Here is a 17,732-nt window from a genome sequence, read left to right as displayed (position 1 = left end):
GCTTGGATTAAAACAGGCATAAGTAGTAATATTTTATTTTACGCTGCAATAAAGGTCGCGATTTTTGTTGAAATTCCTAGCTAAAAACACTCTGATATCTAAATTATCAGCTACCAGCTTTGTTATCAGTTTTTTATTTTCGACAATAACTATTGCAGCTGACACTCCGGCCTTTCCCATACCTGATGGCGCTGAAAAGTGGCGACCAGTAACCGTTACGCCAACAGAAAATTTACTATGGAATAGGGAATATGCACGACCACAGGGTAAACCTTGGTCAAGTATCATATGGATCACCAATCTAACACTGGAAGAATACCCTATTTCAGAGCGATTTGAGCAGGAAGAAACTCTCGTTATTAAAGTAAAGCAGCACGAGAATGGCTCGTTGAAAATTGTTGATATAGAGGGCGATTTCCTCCCCCAATCAACAAAAACTACTCTGGGTAAGGCCTTACATATCAACATTCAGCGATATTGGGCGTCAGAAAAGGAAGAAAACCGGGAACTCCTGACAGACAGCTTTGCCATCAACATTCCGCTGCCATCCAACGCAACCCGTCGATACGCCATCGAAGCCATCAAATATGTCATGTTTGAACGATGTATCGGAGCCTTGGAAAAGACAGGACATCCCGACACCAACGGCATGACCGAGATCCCCTTGGGAAAATACGGCAACGACACTCTCAAATCAAAATGGTCAAGCCCCCACTTCCCGATGCCACTGGATATTCATGAAACGCACTATAAGGATTTGCCATATCGCTCTTGTGTATTCCAAAACCCCTTTGACAGCATACCAACTTACATCAATGAAAATACATTTGCTGACCAATTTGAAAAATGGACAAATACAAAAGAGATCAGTTCAACTTATGAAACGCCGAAAACCTGTAAAAACTCTGAGAAAAACAAGCATTATATTAGCAAAAATGCTACAGCGTCGGGGCAATATATAAAAGTAGCTTACATCAACTATGATGAAAAAGGTGGACAGTTTTTGCTCGCTACCGCGTCCCAAAACGATCACGAGATGTGTAAATAATTTCCTCTGCCCTCCTTTTCGATCCCGTCAGAATCACCCGAAAAGGCTAAAAAAAAGACTTTGCGCGTATTTTCTAAAAAGGACGCACAGATCCCTCTCCCACAACTCTAAGTCGGTTTCATCAACAACAAATTCCCCCGGCAGATCAAGCCGATCACGCCAAGAAGTATAGAGGATGCCGTCAGGATGATGGTGCTATTGAGGCCGATTGTATCGACCAACACCCCAAGGCCGAAGGTGCCAAAGGTGGCCAGTCCCCAAAAGGCGGTCTGGTCAACGGCAATCAAAACACCCCGTTCATCGTTTGGGCTGTTATGCATGTATTTCCCATAGACCAGCGCCTTGCCCACATTGGTACTGCCAAAGACCATCACCAACAGGCACAGCGCTGTAAAGCTATCGACAAAGAGCAACAGGAAGACGCCACAAGCATAACCTCCCCACGTCATTAACGATACAAGGCCGGGCTTGATTATGCGGTAGGAATAGCGTTTGGCAATGGTCGTTGCTGTAATGGCACCGATCCACCCGCAAATATTTGCAACGGCAATATAATCACCATACTCGGGAAATTGTTCGCGCATGATCAGAGGCCAGAGGATGTATCCTGTCGGGACGATTAATAATCCCTGAAGCCCGCTGGACAGAAGGATATCAAAATTCTCCGGACATTTGCGATAATGAGAGAAAATCCTGTGAAAGACAAAACGGGAAACCTTCCCCTTTTGCTCAGATCGGTTTTGCTGCGATCCCTTTTGTGCTTTCTTTTTCTGCTTTAAATGCAACAGCAGGAATAAAACGCTGATCAGCATCAGGATGCCATTGGCGATAAAACCGCCAACCGCGATCAGAAAGGGTAACAACAGTCCCGTGACTGTCCCCGTCAATTTCGCCAGATTATGCGCCGTTGCGGCCAACAGGCTGTTTTCCTGCACAGGCAGAGATGAAGCCTCGGGAATAAAGGTATCAATCGCGGGGTTGGAAACCGCACTGACAATGCCAGCCAGCAGGCAATAGGCAAAGAACAGTTCAAAAACATACCCGTAGCTATGATCGAGTATTCCGTAAGCGATGAGTATCACGCCAAACAAACAGGTAGAGATCACATAGCTAATCGATGCGCCGACTTTGTCAGTCAGGGCACCGCCAGCTATGGTAAAGATCAAAAATGGAGATAACACCAGTCCCTGAAAAAAGCCAATTTCAGTCGCCGTCAGATCCGCATGAAAAGTCATGTACCAGGTAAAGAGAACGGTTTGAAAACCTTCTCCCCAGTGCCAAAAACCATAAGATCGAAAAAAGTTATTTTTGAATGGCATCATAAGACCTTATGACAAGATATACCAAACGATTAAGGGGAAAATGCTTTAACCCGGATCGTAATCAGCGTATAATTTCATCATAATTTATGTATCAAAATTATGATGAGTCAAGCATAAAGAAATGAAAACAACACGCCAGACCCAGCCCATTATCGGCAAACGCATGCGCGAACTCCGCAAAGCCAAGGGCTTGACGCTCAAGGAACTTGCGACAGAGACGGCATTATCTGTTGGCTATCTCAGCCAGTTGGAACGGCAGGATGCCGATCCATCTATCACCGCCTTGAACGCCATAGGAAAAGCCTTGGGCGTTGGCATCAACTGGTTTTTCCCTGATCCGGAAGAAGCAAGTAATCCGGAAGCTGACCTGGTTGTGCGTGCGGACAAACGGCGATCACTCCGTTTTGAGTCCGGCCTGCGGGATGAACTGCTCAGCCCTTCCCTTTCGGGTAAACTGGAGCTTATTTTGACAACCTTTAATCCCGGAGCCAGTTCCGGTGACGAGCTTTATTCCCATCCCGGAGAAGAAGCCGGTTATGTCACCGAGGGTCAGTTGGAACTAACCATTGAAGAACAAGTGATCCTGTTAAACCCCGGAGATGCCTTTCACTTTGATTCATCAAAGCCACATAGATACAGAAACCCCGGCAACATCAAAACCGTCATCGTCTGGGTAATGACCCCGCCGCACTATTAATAGGGGCACATTATTAAGACAAGCAAGCTTGCCAAACCAAACAATATTTATAAAAATAATTACGCATCAATATGATAACAAACATTTCTTCAGGAACTTATACATGCTCACTAGCGACAATTTGATCGCCAACATTGATGCTCAACGCAGAGAGAATGGTTTCCGTACTCTGGCTGAAACCATGGAACTCACAGGGAATGGCAACACGATCCTTGATCCCTTTTCAACCTTGATTTCAGTGCACGCCAAAATAGGAAGAGGCAACACTTTCTATCCCAACATCGTTATTCGCGCGAACAGCCCTGAAGCAGTCGTGATCGGCAATGAAAACACCGTTTATGCCCAAAGTTATATAGAAGCCAGTGGTGGGACCATCACCATTGGGTCGAACAACCAGTTTGGCCCGGAAGGTGGGGTAACAGTCAAGGCAAACACGCCTGACAGCGCTATTCGTATCGGTGACCACGGCAGATATCTTGGCGGCGTGACCATCCTCGGGAAATCAAGTCTGGGCAATGGCGCTCAAATCCTTGGAAGTATCACCTTTGAAAGCTCTTCCCTCGAAGCCGGCGGTTCTTTCACAGAACAGAACCCTGATTTGCGGGCCGCTGTAGTCAAAGGTCGGGGATTGATCCGCAATCAGGACATTCAACAAGGACATGTCGCTGTCCTTGGCGAAGTATCACCCCCGGTTAATACGCCTGTGAATATTCTGCCCCAATCACATTTTCATCCAAAGAAAACATATAACGCCGGGGAAAATCACGCGTAAAAATTCGCCATTTTCCGCACTGTGTCTTTCATTTCATCCACAAGTTCCTGTGGTGCCAAAACCTGACAGTTTGATCCTAACTGCAGGATATCGGCACAGGCATTCTGAAGGGTTTCAATCGGGATCGTAATTGTCACAAAACCGTCGGGATCAGGTTCCGGTTTGTTTTCCATGACAGCCCGGACAACTGGCTCGCCCAAGCGCGGTAATTGGCGAAGACCTTCTTCGTTTATACGCAAGGTCGCCCTATCCTGATAAATATTTGCCTCGTATCGACGAACTGCCTTGCGCCATACAGCCACCAGATCAAAATTCTTTGGGCGGTGAAAGCCTTCGCCCAAAACAGATACTTTCTGAAATTTTCCGACCCGATAAATACGTTCATTGTTCCCGGCATTGTCCCCGGCATCATCCCTGACATCATCCACATTGTCTTTGCCTTGGTTACCCTGTTCGCTACAGGCCTTAATCGCAAGGGCAACCAGATACCATTTCCCGCCTTTCACGACCAACCCCAGGGGACATAGCTCTCGCTGGACTTCTCCGCGCCAGCTTTCGTACACACATGAAATTTTACGCTGGTTCCAAACCGCATCTGCCAGTTCTCGAAGATCTTCGGCTGGCTCTTCCGCCCCGAACCATGAAACAGGATCCACATGAACACAGCCAGAAATCTTCCCGATAAAATCTTTTTGGGGCGCTGACAATGTGTCCAGAATTTTCTCTTGCCCACTTAGCATTGCGCTCTGCAACCCCAGTTGCCGGACCTGATCTGGCATACCGGAAAGCAACAAGGCCTCTGCCTCTATCGTGGTGAGGCCTGTTACCGGCATCTGCCATCCGTCCAAAAGCTGAAAGCCCCCTGCGCGGCCCCGGTCAGCGTAAACCGGAACCCCTGCGAAGCTCAGGTGATCCATATCGCGATAGATTGTACGGACAGAAACTTCCAGATCTTTCGACAGCTCTTCCGCCGTGACCTGTCCCTTTTGCAATCGCATCAGAATGGAAAGAAGTCGAGACGCACGCATTTATTTTTGCCTGCTAATAATACCTGACATTATTTGACAGGTATAACAAATTATCTTCCTCAAGCATAGAGGTATTGGGCATAGAGGCATTGGGCATAGATGCTTTTCAACTGAATACGCCAAGACCAATCCTGAAAACCTGACAGGCATGATGCCTGAATCTGGTTACACAATATGAGGAATAAAACATGACACAGCCACAGTCCACAGCCTTCGATTTTCTTCACGGGAAATGGAACGTACACCACAGACGATTAAAGGAACGCCTTTGCAGTTGCGAAGACTGGCAGGAATTTTCCGGGCAGATGCACGCGCAGCCCATTTTGGGCGGACAAGGCAATATGGATGACAATATTCTCAATCTGCCGGATGGTGCTTACCGGGCGATTTCCCTGCGCACCTATGATCCAGAGAGTGACAATTGGGCAATCTGGTGGCTGGACAATCGCACTCCACACAGTTTGGATGTTCCGGTAAAGGGTTGGTTTGAAGGGGGCAAGGGAACCTTCTACGCTGATGATATCCTGAATAACACCCCCATCAAGGTTCGCTTTCAATGGACCCGTATCGCTACGGCCACGCCGCGCTGGGAACAGGCCTTTTCATCTGATGGAGGTATAACCTGGGAAAGCAACTGGACCATGGATTTTACCAAACAGGAATGATCTTTAATTTTTCAAAAAAGCGTAAATCCTGGTACAGGGATCTCCTCTGTGTCCTGTAATAGGTTTACCCAGAGACCTGAGCAAATTGATATAAGTCAATGCACAAAATCACACAAACATTTAGTTAACTGTATGGGCAACGCACCCACCAAAATCACATAAAGATAAAGATCTTTAAAAAACAATATCTTAAGTAATTATTTTAAAGATTTAACATAATTAAAAGATCAGTATCTTCTCTTAGGATAATGCAATGAAAAGCTTTCTCTATAATCGCAAAATTTCTACAAGGGTGTTACTCAGCCTCTCATTACCCGTTCTTGGATTTCTGGTTTTATCGGGCCTGTTTCTCACCAGTTCCTTTCAACACTTGAAAAGCACCCAAACCATAGAAAACCTGTCTTATCTGGCACCAGAGATCTCAGCACTGGTCCATGAGATGCAAAAAGAACGCGGTGCATCCGCTGGCTTTACCGCGAGCAAGGGGAAGAAATTCAGTTCTGAAATTAAAGATATTCGAAAGGCAGCAGATCAAAAACAAAATATTTTTTATACCAGTCTGGAAAAATTTGATTTGGAATCTTATGGCACTTCGCTGGAAGAACGTGTCAACAAGGCCCGTACATCCTTAAAAAAGCTTGGCGACATACGAAAAAGCATATCAAACCAGTCAACCACAGTACCGAAACTGGCTAAATACTATTCTTCAACAATTCAAGACCTTCTTTCCATTATTGAACTTATGGCTGTGCTGGGGGATGATGCTGAAATAACCCGGACGATTACCGCCTACACAGCATTTTTACAGTCGAAAGAACGCGCAGGGATAGAACGCGCAATGGGTGCAACCGGTTTTTCTGCGGGCAAATTCAATCCAACTGTTTATCGCCGTTTTGTTCAACTTATCTCTGCTCAACAGGCATTTTTCAGCACTGCAAGCCAATTTGCTACACAGGAGCAGCTGGATTTTTATGATTCAGTGATCAAAGATCCTTCTGTTGCTGAAGTTCAGCGCCTTCGAAAGATTGCAATTGATAGTATTACCAATAATGATACTCAAGGTATTGAAGGTGACTATTGGTTTGAAAGCATAACCAAGAAAATAGATCTTTTGAAAAAAGTAGAAGATAATTTTTCAAACGATCTGAAAGTTCAGGCATCAGAACTAAGATCATCTGATGAGAAAGCTTTCATCACACTGCTTTCAGTGCTGGTAATCATGGCCCTGATTACCGCCTATATCGTGATCCAAATTGTTCGTAGTATTGTTAAACCAATTGTTGGCTTAACAGCCACCATGACCACGCTTGCAGATGGTGACCATCAGGTTGAGATTGAAGGCGCAGATCTTTCAGGCGAAATTGGCGACATGTCCCGAGCCGTGGTTGTCTTTAAAGAGCATGCACAAACAGCTGCGCGACTTCAGGAACAGGATAAAGTCCAACAACAAGCAAATGCAGACCGTATCGCCCTTGTTGATCATCTCATACACAGCTTTGAAGCCAAAGTCAGCAGCCTGTTAGGAAATTTCTCGGCAATGTCGTCCACACTGGGAGAGTCTGCGACCGCTATGGCAGGAACGGCACAGAGAACCAGCGAGCAATCCGCATCAGTTTCCGCCGCTGCTGAGCAAGCTTCTAGCAACGTCCAGACAATGGCGAGTGCAGCCGAGGAGCTTTCCAGTTCTATTTCCGAAATATCTAGTCAGGTAACAAATGGATCGGTCTCGGCACAAAAAGCCGTTGATGCATCGGTTAAGTCATCAGAAACCCTAAAAGGTTTGACACAATCGGCAGAAGATATCGGTGCTGTCATCAACCTTATTCAAGACATTGCCGAACAAACCAACCTGTTGGCTTTGAACGCAACAATTGAGGCTGCTCGGGCAGGTGAAGCAGGAAAAGGCTTTGCGGTTGTCGCCAGTGAAGTGAAAAACCTCGCCAACCAGACAGCCAAGGCAACAGAGGAAATTTCCAGTAAAATTACAAGCATTCAGCAAACCACAGAAGAAGCAGTCCAATCAAACATCTCGGTATCAGAATTGATCACAAACATGTCCGAAGTATCATCAGCCATTGCAGCCGCAGTAGAAGAACAAGGTGCTGCGACTACAGAGATAGCCCGAAATGCTCAACAGGCCGCGGTGGGGACAGAAGAAGTGACGAGCAGTATTTCACTGGTCAGCGCTTCGTCCAGTGAAACCGGTCAATCAGCAACGGAAGTACAGGGACTAGCAACAAACATGAATGATCAGGCTCAGGAAATGGAACAGGAAGTTTCTGATTTCCTCAATCGTGTCAGGGAAGCATGACACATAAACATTGCCAAGCACGTCTCTATAACGAAGCCAGCCAGTAATCCATTCCGGCTGGCTTCGTCTTATTAAAGTTTCTCCGTATAATTCCCGTTATAATTTCTACTCCTTACTTACATACGCAATAATATTTGATAGGTTTCATCCATGCATGATCTTTCAAATATGTCTTTGGTTTTTGCCATCTTTTTTCTGGCTGGCCTGATAAAGGGCGTTATTGGTCTTGGACTTCCCACGATTAGTCTCGGACTTCTAACGGTCTTTCTAGATTTGCCCAGTGCCATGGTGCTGCTACTCGCCCCCTCCCTTGCCACCAATATTTGGCAAGCATTCATCGGGGGAAAATTCATTGAATTACTCAAACGTCTTTGGCCTTTCTTACTTTTTGCTTCGATGTTCGTCGGGCTTGGTGGCTTAGCGATAATCTATGTGGAAAACTATATACTTACATCATTGCTGGGAATTTTATTGATCCTTTATGGTTTAATAAGTCTTTGTGGATTTCGCACTTCTTTGTCAGGAAAACAACAGATCTGGTTTGGGCCGCTAATCGGCGCTATGAATGGCATTCTAACCGGAATGACAGGCTCTTTTGTTGTTCCGGGAGTCATGTATCTGCAAGGGATTGGTCTATCGCGTGATATGTTGGTGCAAGCAATGGGCATGCTGTTTAGCCTGTCAACATTTGCCCTTGCTATAACTTTGGGCAGTATGACTTTAGGCGATATAAATCATGAGGGAAATAATCTGCTGCGTACAGAGCTTGGCATATTATCTTTTCTGGCACTTTTACCAGCAACCATAGGAATGATCTTGGGTCAGAAAATCAGACATCAATTATCTGAAAATGTTTTTCGCCAACTCTTCTTTATTGCCTTACTCATTCTCGGGAGTTTTATTCTTTGCAGAACTTTCTTCAATCACGAGTTCCTTTGGCACACTTTATCTATACATCTTTAGACAACGCCGATTATTTCATCAGTGTTTAAAACACGCTCTGTTATATTTTTAAAATCGACAATGTTAACTGGCTTTTTGATATAGGCACGGCAACCGCTGTCATACGCATCCGCAATAATCTTTTCGTTCGTGTCTGCGCTAACAACAATAATAGGTAAATCGTTTTTTTTCAGGGTATTCTTGATATATCTAATTGCTTCTAACCCGTTCATATTTGGTAAATTAATGTCCATATAAACAAGATCAAAATCTTCTTCCAGAATAAGGTCAAAGCTGTCTTCTGCCGTTTCTACCGAAAACAGCACCTCGCCCCAAAGTCGTTCAACAAAAAGGCGAAGAACACGCGTGTTCATGGGTTGGTCTTCAACATATAAAAGCTTCATGGAACCTCCATTGACTATAAAGACACCACACGAAATCAATCTGCAACTTTTATGCAGGACTATAAATATCTTTCCAGTACTTCGACTGTTTCCAGTAAATTGATTGGTTTTGCAATCATATCGCTGAATTTTTGCTTCTTGATTTTATTAACCGTTAACATGGAAACATCAGCCGTAATAGCAATAATGGGCGGCAATTCCTGATGTAATTTTTCAAGACATTTCATTGCATCTATACCGCTCATACCTGGTAAATTTATATCCATAAAAACCATGTCACAACGGTGTTTTTGGATATAGTCGACCCCCAGTTCTGCCGACGGGCAACTATCCATCGAAATTCCCGGATAAACCTTATTGACGATCTGCTTTAACAACGCAACATTTGACGGGTTATCCTCGACATAAAGAATGCGTCCGTTTGATCGTCTGATATTGCCATCAATTGACGGTTTTAGATCTTTATGGGTGACTTTCAACTTATTATCAGTATTCCCAATGGGTAAGTCTATCCAGAACTGGCTACCGTCCGGTTCACTGGAAAATCCAATATCCCCTTTCATCATACGAATAATTTTCTGGGTAATTGCCAATCCGACACCACTGCCCTCAATCACCGAATTCTCAAGCCCAAGCCGATCAAAGGGAATAAACAACTGGTCTTGCATTTTAGGCGGAATTCCATAACCAGTATCTGCAATATCAATGCGAACAAATTTGCTTTTCAATTTTCGATAGGAAATCGTGACGGTACCGCCTTCACGGTTATATTTAATCCCATTGGTGATCAAATTTATCAGGCCCTGTCGAACCCGCACCCTATCTGCATGAATGAAGGTTTTACCTCTGTCTTCCGGACGAAAGATCACTTTAATGTTGTTAGATGTTGCTAAAAATTTTGTTAAATCAATACACTCATCAATAATTTCGCGAACATCAATATCTTCCAGCGAAACCGCGATAATTCCAGCTTCTATTTTAGATAAATCAAGAACATCATCGATCAGGTTTAGAAGGTGGTCTCCACTTTTCAAGATATGTTGCGTGGCTTCTTGATAGAGCTCATATTTCATATCCTTCTCATCTGTAACTTGTATCAGCTGCGCAAACCCCAGAATTGTGTTCATCGGTGTTCGTAGTTCATGGCTCATAGAAGACAGGAAGTGAGATTTCGCCAGATTGGCTTTTTCTGCTTCTTCCTTCGCTTTTATTATTTCATTCTCAGCACGAACCTTCTCGGTCAAATCCCTCAAAATACCAACGAAACAAACCTGATCTCCGACCTCTAACTCGCTGACAGCAAGATACATAGAAATTTCACGTCCTCGTTTGGTCTTGCCTTCGACAATGCGACCAATCCCGATAATTTTATTAGGGCCGCCCGCCATAAAATTTGATAAATATTGATCGTGTTCAGAACTATAGCGTTTAGGCATCAGAATTTTTACGTTCTCACCAACAAGTTCCTCTTCTTCATAACCAAATATTTTCAGTGTCGCAGGGTTCACCATCTGGATCATTCCCAAATGGTCAATCACAATCATTCCATCAACAACCGTTTGCCATATAGATTGAAATAGCGGAGAACCACTTTGGGCAGCTGACAGATCAATACTCTTCATTGAGAACTTCTCATTGTGGGGGTGCGAGTAACTTTTACCTCCTACCACGTTACTCGGGATTACTTAAGGATGTATTACCATAGGAGCACTACCCGTATAGACGAAAACCTCTTCAAAACTCACAAAGATCATCTGTTCAAAACAGCAAACACTATTCCTCCGTCCCCCTTTACAGAAGATACTATTTGCCCTTTACAATACTAAGAACAATAACGCGCAGGATCTGGCATATGTGTACGATAGGTGGCATCCATATTTCCCAAGACGAATATATCCTCTTTAAGAACAAAGATTTTACCCGCTCTTTCTATGAAGATCAGATAATATCAAATCGAGACATTTGGGGTGCAGAAGGACTGGAAACTTTTGCAGAAGATCCAGCAACCGACGATGTCTATTCAGGCCTTTCTATTGGCGCAAACAAATATGGATTATTCGCCGCTGACGCCCATGTAAATATCACCACGAACCAAGCTAATAATTACGATATCCTAGTCCAAATTGCCCTCGAGCAAGGAAAAGATATAGAAACAGCGATCCCTGCGGTGCAAAGATATGCAGAACAAAATGAAAGCTGGTGGGGAAATATTGTGCTGGTTGACGCTTCTGGAACTGTCGCTCTTGAAGTACGGGGAAAAACGTTAAAAATTGAACGTGCAACTTCAAAAGTTCATCGGACAAACCATCAGTATCTTCACGGTGTACACAATGGTTTGGAAAATAATGATAGCAATAGTTACGGCAGATTTGAGTGGGCAAAAAACCATCTTGAAGATGCAAACAACATTATTGATCTGAAAAAGATGCTTGCTTCACATGACAAAGAATTGAGCAACGGCACACCTACTGGTATATGCAACCACACCTATAGCCAAACAGTATGCTCTTATCTACTGCATTACAAAACTGGTAAGACAACCCTGCATCACCTTAACGGTTTTCCCTGTCAGGTGTCACACTATAACGAACAGCAACTCTTTAACTAAGCTACTGTTCGCCATGATCATCAAGAAGCCCGGATCTGGTTCATAAACTCATCAACCTGACGCGTTAGAACCGCCGCATCATCCTGTAATGTTTGCGCTGCCGTCAGGACAGATTGGGCAACATTACCCGCCTCTTCTATATTGCTGTTCACCTCGGTAATGCTTCTTGTGACTTCACTGGTACCCGCCGCAGCTTCTTGAACATTTCGCGAAATTTCCTGTGTCGCAGCTCCCTGTTCTTCCATGGCCGAGGCAATCACAGTCGAGATTTCACTGATTTGCGAAATTGTGTTTCCAATACCGCCGATGGCTTCAACAGATGCATCTGTTTCATCTTGAATACCCGAAATCTGACTTGTAATTTCTTCTGTTGCCTTGGCCGTTTGATTGGCCAATGATTTAACTTCAGAAGCAACCACAGCAAAGCCCTTGCCGGCATCACCAGCACGGGCGGCTTCAATAGTTGCATTCAAGGCGAGCAAATTAGTCTGTTCCGCAATATCACTGATTAACTTGATCACATCACCAATCTTCAAGGCTGCATTGGATAGCCCCTGCACCTTGGCATTTGCCCGATCAGCCTCTTGCACAGCTTCCTGTGACACAGAAACAGCACGTGTAATCTGCGCATTGATTTCACCAATAGACGCCGACAACTCTTCTGTAGCACTAGCAACTGTTGCCACATTTGCCGATGCTTCTTCGGTAGCCGTCGAGACAACTGTTGTCTGCTTTGACACATTATCTGTCACCGCGGACATACTCTCTGCCGACGTCAAAAGATGATCAGACGAACTGGATACATTACCGACCACGCCCTGAACTTGCTCTTCAAACTGGTTTGCAATCCCTAGAAGCGTATCTCGACGTTCCTGTTCTGCTTTACGGTCTTTTTCCACCTGTTCTGATTGCAAGTCGCGAACCTGAATAAGCTTGTTACGGAAATGTTCCAGTGCCTTTGCCAGAACGCCGATTTCATCGCTCCGCTGTTGATCCTTAATTTCGACATCAGTCTCATCCCGAGATAGCACTTCAATAACACCGGTAATGTTTTTGAGCGGTTTGCTCATTAATACCGTAATCAAAACAGCAATGATCAACGCCATAAGCAGTGTCAAAACCACCGCTGCGATAATCATGTTATTACGAACGCTGGTAGCACCATCCTGAACCTTGTCCAATGGCATGATAGCAGCAATTGACCAAGGTGTTTTTGAATGCCCGACAGTCAAAGGAACCAGAACGTAAAGTGCTTCTTTACCCAGTTCATTTGAATAATTAATCCAGCTTGCGTTCTGGCCTTTTGCAATGAAATCCTTGTAATCCTGTAATTGTGGTGAACTTTCTTCAATCGGTTTTCCGATTTGTTCTCCATCTGGATATGCTGCCCAAACACCGTTGTTTGTAATGAGTGTGACGATACCCTCTTCGTAGGGTCGAATTTCAGAGATTTTGTCCTGTACTTCCTTTAGATTAAAATCAATACCAACGGTGCCAATAAACTTACTATCCTGTATCAGGGGAACGACAACAGACGTTGCCAGGAACTCCTCGGTCCCTTCATCTTTCGCCAGCTCCATAGAATAGGGTTCCGTAATCACCTCTGCCATGGCTTTTCTAGGGCCGTCATACCAGTCAGCCGTTTCCCCTTTATCGATGTTAAGCCCGCGAACACCAAGGTCGGTGGCATTCTTTAGAAACCAGAGATCAATAAAGCGACCACTTGCATTACTTTCTGGTGTGTTTGCAAAATCAGCATCCTTACCATCCAAGGCATTTGGCTCCCATCCACTCCAAACCGCTGCAAAATCGGGATTGTTAAGCGTGATACCTTTCAACGCTTCCCGATAAACGTTACGGTCCTTAATGCCAGCCCGATGATAAGCCAGAAATGTTTCAGCCATGGTGCGCGATGCTGTCATCGCCACATCAATATCAGCCTTCACCTGACTACCAATATTTCCGGCAAGCTCCTGGCCATGCTTTTCAGCCACATCCAGGATCGCATCCTGACTTTCCTTCACGACAAAAGCTGTCGTGGCGGTTAATCCGATGGCGAGAGTAATAACAACCGAAGTTAAAATCTTACCCGTGAGGTTAAAAGATTTACTGAAAATCTTTGGCATGATGTGACCTTGTGAGTGATTGGCAATAAGAAAATGCAAAATATTCGCTATCAATTTTCCGTCACAAAGTATTAATTTGTCTTTAAAAATGCACTTTAAAATTGTTAAAAACATAACATTTCAAGGTATTCTTAATTTGTTACTCTAATACTACAAATTACTATCCCTAAGGTTTATTATATTAGAGTATTTATTTATCAGGAGAGCAGCCATCTGCACTCAAATATTACTGTTACACCGATGTTGTGAAATCATATGTATTTAATTGATCAAGCCAGAGATCATTGGAATCAACTACGTGCCGATGATCACTTGCCTGCCAAGGAAGATTTGGATCCGATTAATATTCCAAGATTACTTGGCAATTCCTGTTTGATTGACGTGCTTGATGGTGGAACTGATTTTCGTTATCGCATTATTGGTTCAGCCATTCAGGACATATCCCGCGCTGGCCAATCGGGCAAGAAAATCAGCGAAATAGATAGCCAACGCCATCCCAGCAAAATTTATGACCTTTTCCATACCTCCGTCGAAGGCTATTGCCCGCAATATACAACCCTCGATTATATAGGGGAAGACACAAGGGTTGGAGACATTCATATCGGCGTATTTCCCTTCGCAACAAAAGAAACCCCCGAAGACGTGAAGTTTCTTTGGAGTGTTGTCGAAGTTAACATGAATTAAGCGAGAGATGAAACAAGCGATAGGGTAGGTCACCCAAGTGAGCAAAGCTTTTAAACAGAAACAGCTTAGCTCATAATCGACTGGCTTATTTTTGGGCTTATTTTTGGGTCTATCTTTTATTGTTGGTTATTTTTATTTGTTGGGCTTTGTGGTTGTCTTTCAAGCAAATAAAAGAGAGCCACAAAACCCGACAAAAATACCCCCATAAAAATAATCAAAGGCAGAACGCTTTTATCCCCCCGGATATTCTTTAACGTTCCTCAAGCCGTGACTGCTACCTGTGTCACCTTAACGATCTTTCCTTACCCCGACACCCGCATAAGCGACGCATACCACTACGCTGTAAATCAAAACGCGATCCCCACACTTAACCTATCGCATAGCGTTCTGATCTACCTACATCACAGTTAAATAAAACTGCGGGTTAGTCATCTTGATCAGGATCTTACGTCCTGTTCTATATGGCTTTCACGTTGGCTAGATCCCCCCCAAAAGGAAGTGCCTTTGACAGTTTGAAACCAGACAAGAACACAAGTTGTCGAATACCACACAAACGAGCTACCACACGCTTTGAACGAAAGGTTCCGGCCAAACACACAAGACCACCCATGACGCAACCACCCTACACATCAATTCGTTCAAAAAAGCTCTAGACGACCAGGTCCAGCTTCTACACGCACCCCACTCCATACTAATGATGATCAGGTTGTGCTTAAACACACTATACTAGTTCACAAATCTGATCCGGCTTGCGCTTTAATCAACATCATTGCGATGTCATACAAACCTTTATCTATGGAGCCACCCCTGACTACGTAGGGAGCGAATGTAGGAAAATTACGTTGAATTAGTTAAAGAGACATTAACGCAATCAAAATTCCGTGAACAGTCTTAATTAAACGAATACAATTTAACTAAATACCCAGTAGAAAAGTCAAGTATATACAACTTAAGAATCAAAGGCATACAGTAATTATTTAGCTAAATTTGAAGTTTTCACCCCCTAAGAATAAAAATAGTTATTTTCAAAAAAATCTATTAAAACACTATTTTACGGTACTTTTACGTACAATACTTCGATTCTATTTAAGAATGATTATCAAAATTGTCTAACGCCAAGATCTCACATTTTTCCACTAAGATAAATGGAGACAAAAAGCAGGCTATCGTATGCGTACTAAAATTACATATATATCAATAAATTATCCGATTTGTATTTATTAACTCGGCAACTATTCGCGATAATAATATTTTTGCAGACTATTGTATGCAACGTGTTGTTACTCCAATACTGTTTGCCACTTGTGGCTTTATCCAAAAAAAACTCTACAGATTCACGTCCCCTCCCCCTTCTAATCTTTTGTTTTTTAAATACAGATAATGCGTCGGTTGTCGAAAAAAGAAACTCAATTCAATGCAACATCGTTGGCGGGATTGTAATAAGCATATGAACCCCGCCTCCTTGAAACAAAAATAGACGTTAAATTTTTAAATTCCTAAAGGTCAGAACATCCATTTTAGCGCCGTCAGCAACAGTTTTATAATGATCAAGACATTCAAATCCAGCTTCCTTCAAATGGTGTAAAACACTTTCTGGTGTCATGCCAATACGGTCTTCAAAAACCTCTTCAACAACAATGAAACGTCCACCAGATTTCAGTACGCGCTGTACCTCACTCAAGCCCAACGGAATATCCTCCCAATGATGAAAGGTATTAATCGCCCAGGCAACTGTCACCTGGTCACAAGACAATGGAATAGCTTCGGCCCCACCCAATAAAAACCGCATCCGGGGGAACGCCGGGTGACACAGGCTCTCTTCCTGCGAGACACGCACCATAACCGGTGAAGGATCAACGCCTATAAGCTCTCCGGTCGTAACAATTTCACCTGCGGCCCTCAAGGCAGAGCCACTACCGCACCCAATATCCAGAACATAATCACTCTTCTCAAGTTGTGCCTGTTCGGCCGTCAGACGATTAATGGGATGCTCTCCGTATTTTTCGACATAACGAAGCGCCACTTCGTCACACCATTTATCCGGACCATTATCACCCTGATTGTTCTGCTCTTTTATTTCATCCATTCTACTTCCCCTTACAAATACGTTAGACTAACTAACTATTAGATTTTTAAATCTCTAAAGCGGAGTTTTCGTCACTTTCAGAAACTACCTACTTATGTTTTCGATTAAAGCGCCCTGTTGATTTTTGCCAGACAAACCTTGAACGCCTTTAGCTCATCGGCAGTGAGAACCTTTGCGATATCCTTGGCAGAGGCTTCATAAACGGCCTCTTCCTCGCGCAGATACTCCTCCGCTTTTTCTGTCAGGACAATATGTTGAGCCCGGGCATCATGCTGGCATTGAAATCTTTCAATAAGGCCACGCTTTTCCAGCTTTGTTATAGCAACACTTGCCGACGCCTTCTTGATCTTCAAAAGCTCAACAATGTCTTGTAAATGATGCCCCATTCCACTGGTCCCATCGGAATGACCACAGCTTTCCTCTCCCCCCCCTGCATTGGCCAGTTTATCGCCATCCAGACGTTCAATTGCACGTAAATACCCATACTCACTACAGGTAAGCGCATTAGGACGTTCAGAAATATCTGTCCACAAACAGGTTAAATAGCGATGGAATTGGTCAAGCGAATGGGTTAAGGACATAAAGCAGCATATAGTTAGTTACACAAACTACCTAAATATCCAAACCATATTTAAATGTCAAGTTTACAGAAAACCGCCAGACTATCTGCCCGGACAACTATTGCCTGATATAGCTAAATTTTGGCGCAAACGTTCCATCTCGATTGGTGTTCTTTTCAATCTCCTGCCGCACATGTTCCACTACGGCATCATCTGTTTTCTGACTGAATGCTGCAAAAAACTTATTTGTAACAGGCTGTAATCATCGACCTCAAACCACAATAATTGCGGCTATAAGTCTGCACCGTCTACTAACTCGTGAACGGCTCTCAAATATTGATATTGAAAGTTTGCTGAGTAATTGGACAAAATTTTCCAGTGTTTTCAGTGCCAGCTTTCAAACTGCTACAACGTCAAGAAAACGACCGTTTTATTTACGTGCAGAATAACACCAAAGGTTGTGCATCAAGCTATTTTAT

At 43.8% G+C, this 17,732-nt stretch carries 15 protein-coding genes; 8 read left to right on the top strand and 7 right to left on the bottom strand.

Features of this window, described 5'->3' with window-relative positions; translation table 11 throughout:
* Nucleotides 1-67: 67 nt before the first annotated feature.
* On the top strand, nt 68-1,048 hold the full coding sequence (locus WH96_RS05210) for a hypothetical protein (RefSeq protein ID WP_162200121.1): 981 nt from the start codon (nt 68-70) through the stop codon (nt 1,046-1,048).
* A 107-nt stretch (nt 1,049-1,155) separates the two neighbouring features.
* Here WH96_RS05210 and WH96_RS05205 read toward each other — a convergent pair whose 3' ends face one another.
* Nucleotides 1,156-2,367, bottom strand: coding sequence for an MFS transporter (locus tag WH96_RS05205; RefSeq protein WP_047763051.1), 1,212 nt, complete (start codon nt 2,365-2,367; stop codon nt 1,156-1,158).
* Between the two features lie 124 nt (nt 2,368-2,491).
* Here WH96_RS05205 and WH96_RS05200 point away from each other — a divergent pair, with 124 nt between their 5' ends.
* Both WH96_RS05200 and WH96_RS05195 read left to right on the top strand, forming a co-directional pair.
* Nucleotides 2,492-3,067 carry a helix-turn-helix domain-containing protein gene (locus WH96_RS05200; protein ID WP_047763050.1) on the top strand — a complete coding sequence of 192 codons (576 nt, stop codon included), beginning with the start codon at nt 2,492-2,494 and terminating at the stop codon, nt 3,065-3,067.
* 103 nt (nt 3,068-3,170) lie between these two features.
* Complete coding sequence (locus WH96_RS05195) at nt 3,171-3,839, top strand: hypothetical protein (protein ID WP_047763049.1); 669 nt, start codon at nt 3,171-3,173, stop codon at nt 3,837-3,839.
* Here WH96_RS05195 and WH96_RS05190 read toward each other — a convergent pair.
* Entirely contained in the window at nt 3,830-4,867 is a 1,038-nt protein-coding gene (locus WH96_RS05190) for a helix-turn-helix transcriptional regulator (RefSeq protein ID WP_047763048.1), read from the bottom strand. The genes WH96_RS05195 and WH96_RS05190 overlap by 10 nt on opposite strands.
* Before the next feature lie 188 nt (nt 4,868-5,055).
* Between WH96_RS05190 and WH96_RS05185 the strand changes: the two genes are divergently transcribed.
* The 3 genes from WH96_RS05185 (at nt 5,056) to WH96_RS05175 (ending at nt 8,806) form a co-directional block, all read left to right on the top strand.
* A complete protein-coding gene (locus WH96_RS05185; RefSeq protein WP_047763047.1) occupies nt 5,056-5,532 on the top strand; it encodes a hypothetical protein in 477 nt (158 codons plus the stop codon).
* A 253-nt stretch (nt 5,533-5,785) separates the two neighbouring features.
* Entirely contained in the window at nt 5,786-7,843 is a 2,058-nt protein-coding gene (locus WH96_RS05180; RefSeq protein ID WP_047763046.1) for a methyl-accepting chemotaxis protein, read from the top strand.
* Nucleotides 7,844-8,011: 168 nt separating this feature from the next.
* The gene (locus tag WH96_RS05175; RefSeq protein WP_204248129.1) at nt 8,012-8,806 is read left to right on the top strand and encodes a sulfite exporter TauE/SafE family protein; all 795 of its coding nucleotides are present in this window, start codon (nt 8,012-8,014) and stop codon (nt 8,804-8,806) included.
* Here the strand turns inward: WH96_RS05175 and WH96_RS05170 are convergent.
* Together WH96_RS05170 and WH96_RS05165 are read right to left on the bottom strand one after the other, a co-directional pair.
* The gene (locus tag WH96_RS05170; protein ID WP_047763044.1) at nt 8,803-9,189 is read right to left on the bottom strand and encodes a response regulator; all 387 of its coding nucleotides are present in this window, start codon (nt 9,187-9,189) and stop codon (nt 8,803-8,805) included. The two genes, WH96_RS05175 and WH96_RS05170, sit on opposite strands and share 4 nt — an antisense overlap.
* Nucleotides 9,190-9,248: 59 nt before the next feature.
* Nucleotides 9,249-10,811, bottom strand: a complete 1,563-nt coding sequence (locus WH96_RS05165; RefSeq protein WP_053005707.1) for a PAS domain-containing hybrid sensor histidine kinase/response regulator — start codon at nt 10,809-10,811, stop codon at nt 9,249-9,251.
* A gap of 230 nt (nt 10,812-11,041) precedes the next feature.
* On the opposite strand from WH96_RS05165, the gene WH96_RS05160 reads away from it, so the two are divergent.
* Nucleotides 11,042-11,797 (top strand): carcinine hydrolase/isopenicillin-N N-acyltransferase family protein, encoded by a 756-nt coding sequence (locus WH96_RS05160; protein ID WP_047763043.1) that lies wholly within the window; start codon nt 11,042-11,044, stop codon nt 11,795-11,797.
* A gap of 20 nt (nt 11,798-11,817) precedes the next feature.
* On the opposite strand, the gene WH96_RS05155 is transcribed toward WH96_RS05160, so the two are convergent.
* Nucleotides 11,818-13,923 carry a methyl-accepting chemotaxis protein gene (locus WH96_RS05155; RefSeq protein WP_047763313.1) on the bottom strand — a complete coding sequence of 702 codons (2,106 nt, stop codon included), beginning with the start codon at nt 13,921-13,923 and terminating at the stop codon, nt 11,818-11,820.
* A 255-nt stretch (nt 13,924-14,178) separates the two neighbouring features.
* Here WH96_RS05155 and WH96_RS05150 point away from each other — a divergent pair, with 255 nt between their 5' ends.
* Nucleotides 14,179-14,607: a PAS domain-containing protein gene (locus WH96_RS05150; RefSeq protein ID WP_047763042.1), complete on the top strand. Its 429-nt coding sequence runs from the start codon at nt 14,179-14,181 to the stop codon at nt 14,605-14,607.
* Nucleotides 14,608-16,087: 1,480 nt separating this feature from the next.
* Here WH96_RS05150 and WH96_RS21170 read toward each other — a convergent pair.
* Together WH96_RS21170 and WH96_RS05140 are read right to left on the bottom strand one after the other, a co-directional pair.
* Entirely contained in the window at nt 16,088-16,693 is a 606-nt protein-coding gene (locus tag WH96_RS21170) for a class I SAM-dependent methyltransferase (RefSeq protein ID WP_053005705.1), read from the bottom strand.
* A 104-nt stretch (nt 16,694-16,797) separates the two neighbouring features.
* Nucleotides 16,798-17,274, bottom strand: a complete 477-nt coding sequence (locus WH96_RS05140; protein ID WP_047763041.1) for a MarR family winged helix-turn-helix transcriptional regulator — start codon at nt 17,272-17,274, stop codon at nt 16,798-16,800.
* Nucleotides 17,275-17,732 lie beyond the last annotated feature (458 nt).

Source organism: Kiloniella spongiae, from assembly GCF_001026905.1.
In the GTDB taxonomy this organism is placed as follows: Bacteria; Pseudomonadota; Alphaproteobacteria; order Kiloniellales; family Kiloniellaceae; genus Kiloniella; species Kiloniella spongiae.
Note: the sequence above shows the minus strand (reverse complement) of the source record. Positions and strands in the feature narration are given on the sequence as shown.

What these genes read in the sequence shown, in the direction of transcription:
- WH96_RS05175 (WP_204248129.1), top strand. Translation starts at nt 8,012, where the DNA reads ATGTCTTTGGTTTTTGCCATCTTTTTTCTGGCTGGCCTGATAAAGGGC.
- WH96_RS05140 (WP_047763041.1), bottom strand. Translation starts at nt 17,274, where the DNA reads ATGTCCTTAACCCATTCGCTTGACCAATTCCATCGCTATTTAACCTGT.
- WH96_RS05195 (WP_047763049.1), top strand. Translation starts at nt 3,171, where the DNA reads ATGCTCACTAGCGACAATTTGATCGCCAACATTGATGCTCAACGCAGA.
- WH96_RS21170 (WP_053005705.1), bottom strand. Translation starts at nt 16,693, where the DNA reads ATGGATGAAATAAAAGAGCAGAACAATCAGGGTGATAATGGTCCGGAT.
- WH96_RS05150 (WP_047763042.1), top strand. Translation starts at nt 14,179, where the DNA reads ATGTATTTAATTGATCAAGCCAGAGATCATTGGAATCAACTACGTGCC.
- WH96_RS05190 (WP_047763048.1), bottom strand. Translation starts at nt 4,867, where the DNA reads ATGCGTGCGTCTCGACTTCTTTCCATTCTGATGCGATTGCAAAAGGGA.
- WH96_RS05165 (WP_053005707.1), bottom strand. Translation starts at nt 10,811, where the DNA reads ATGAAGAGTATTGATCTGTCAGCTGCCCAAAGTGGTTCTCCGCTATTT.
- WH96_RS05200 (WP_047763050.1), top strand. Translation starts at nt 2,492, where the DNA reads ATGAAAACAACACGCCAGACCCAGCCCATTATCGGCAAACGCATGCGC.
- WH96_RS05170 (WP_047763044.1), bottom strand. Translation starts at nt 9,189, where the DNA reads ATGAAGCTTTTATATGTTGAAGACCAACCCATGAACACGCGTGTTCTT.
- WH96_RS05205 (WP_047763051.1), bottom strand. Translation starts at nt 2,367, where the DNA reads ATGCCATTCAAAAATAACTTTTTTCGATCTTATGGTTTTTGGCACTGG.
- WH96_RS05155 (WP_047763313.1), bottom strand. Translation starts at nt 13,923, where the DNA reads ATGCCAAAGATTTTCAGTAAATCTTTTAACCTCACGGGTAAGATTTTA.
- WH96_RS05180 (WP_047763046.1), top strand. Translation starts at nt 5,786, where the DNA reads ATGAAAAGCTTTCTCTATAATCGCAAAATTTCTACAAGGGTGTTACTC.
- WH96_RS05160 (WP_047763043.1), top strand. Translation starts at nt 11,042, where the DNA reads ATGTGTACGATAGGTGGCATCCATATTTCCCAAGACGAATATATCCTC.
- WH96_RS05185 (WP_047763047.1), top strand. Translation starts at nt 5,056, where the DNA reads ATGACACAGCCACAGTCCACAGCCTTCGATTTTCTTCACGGGAAATGG.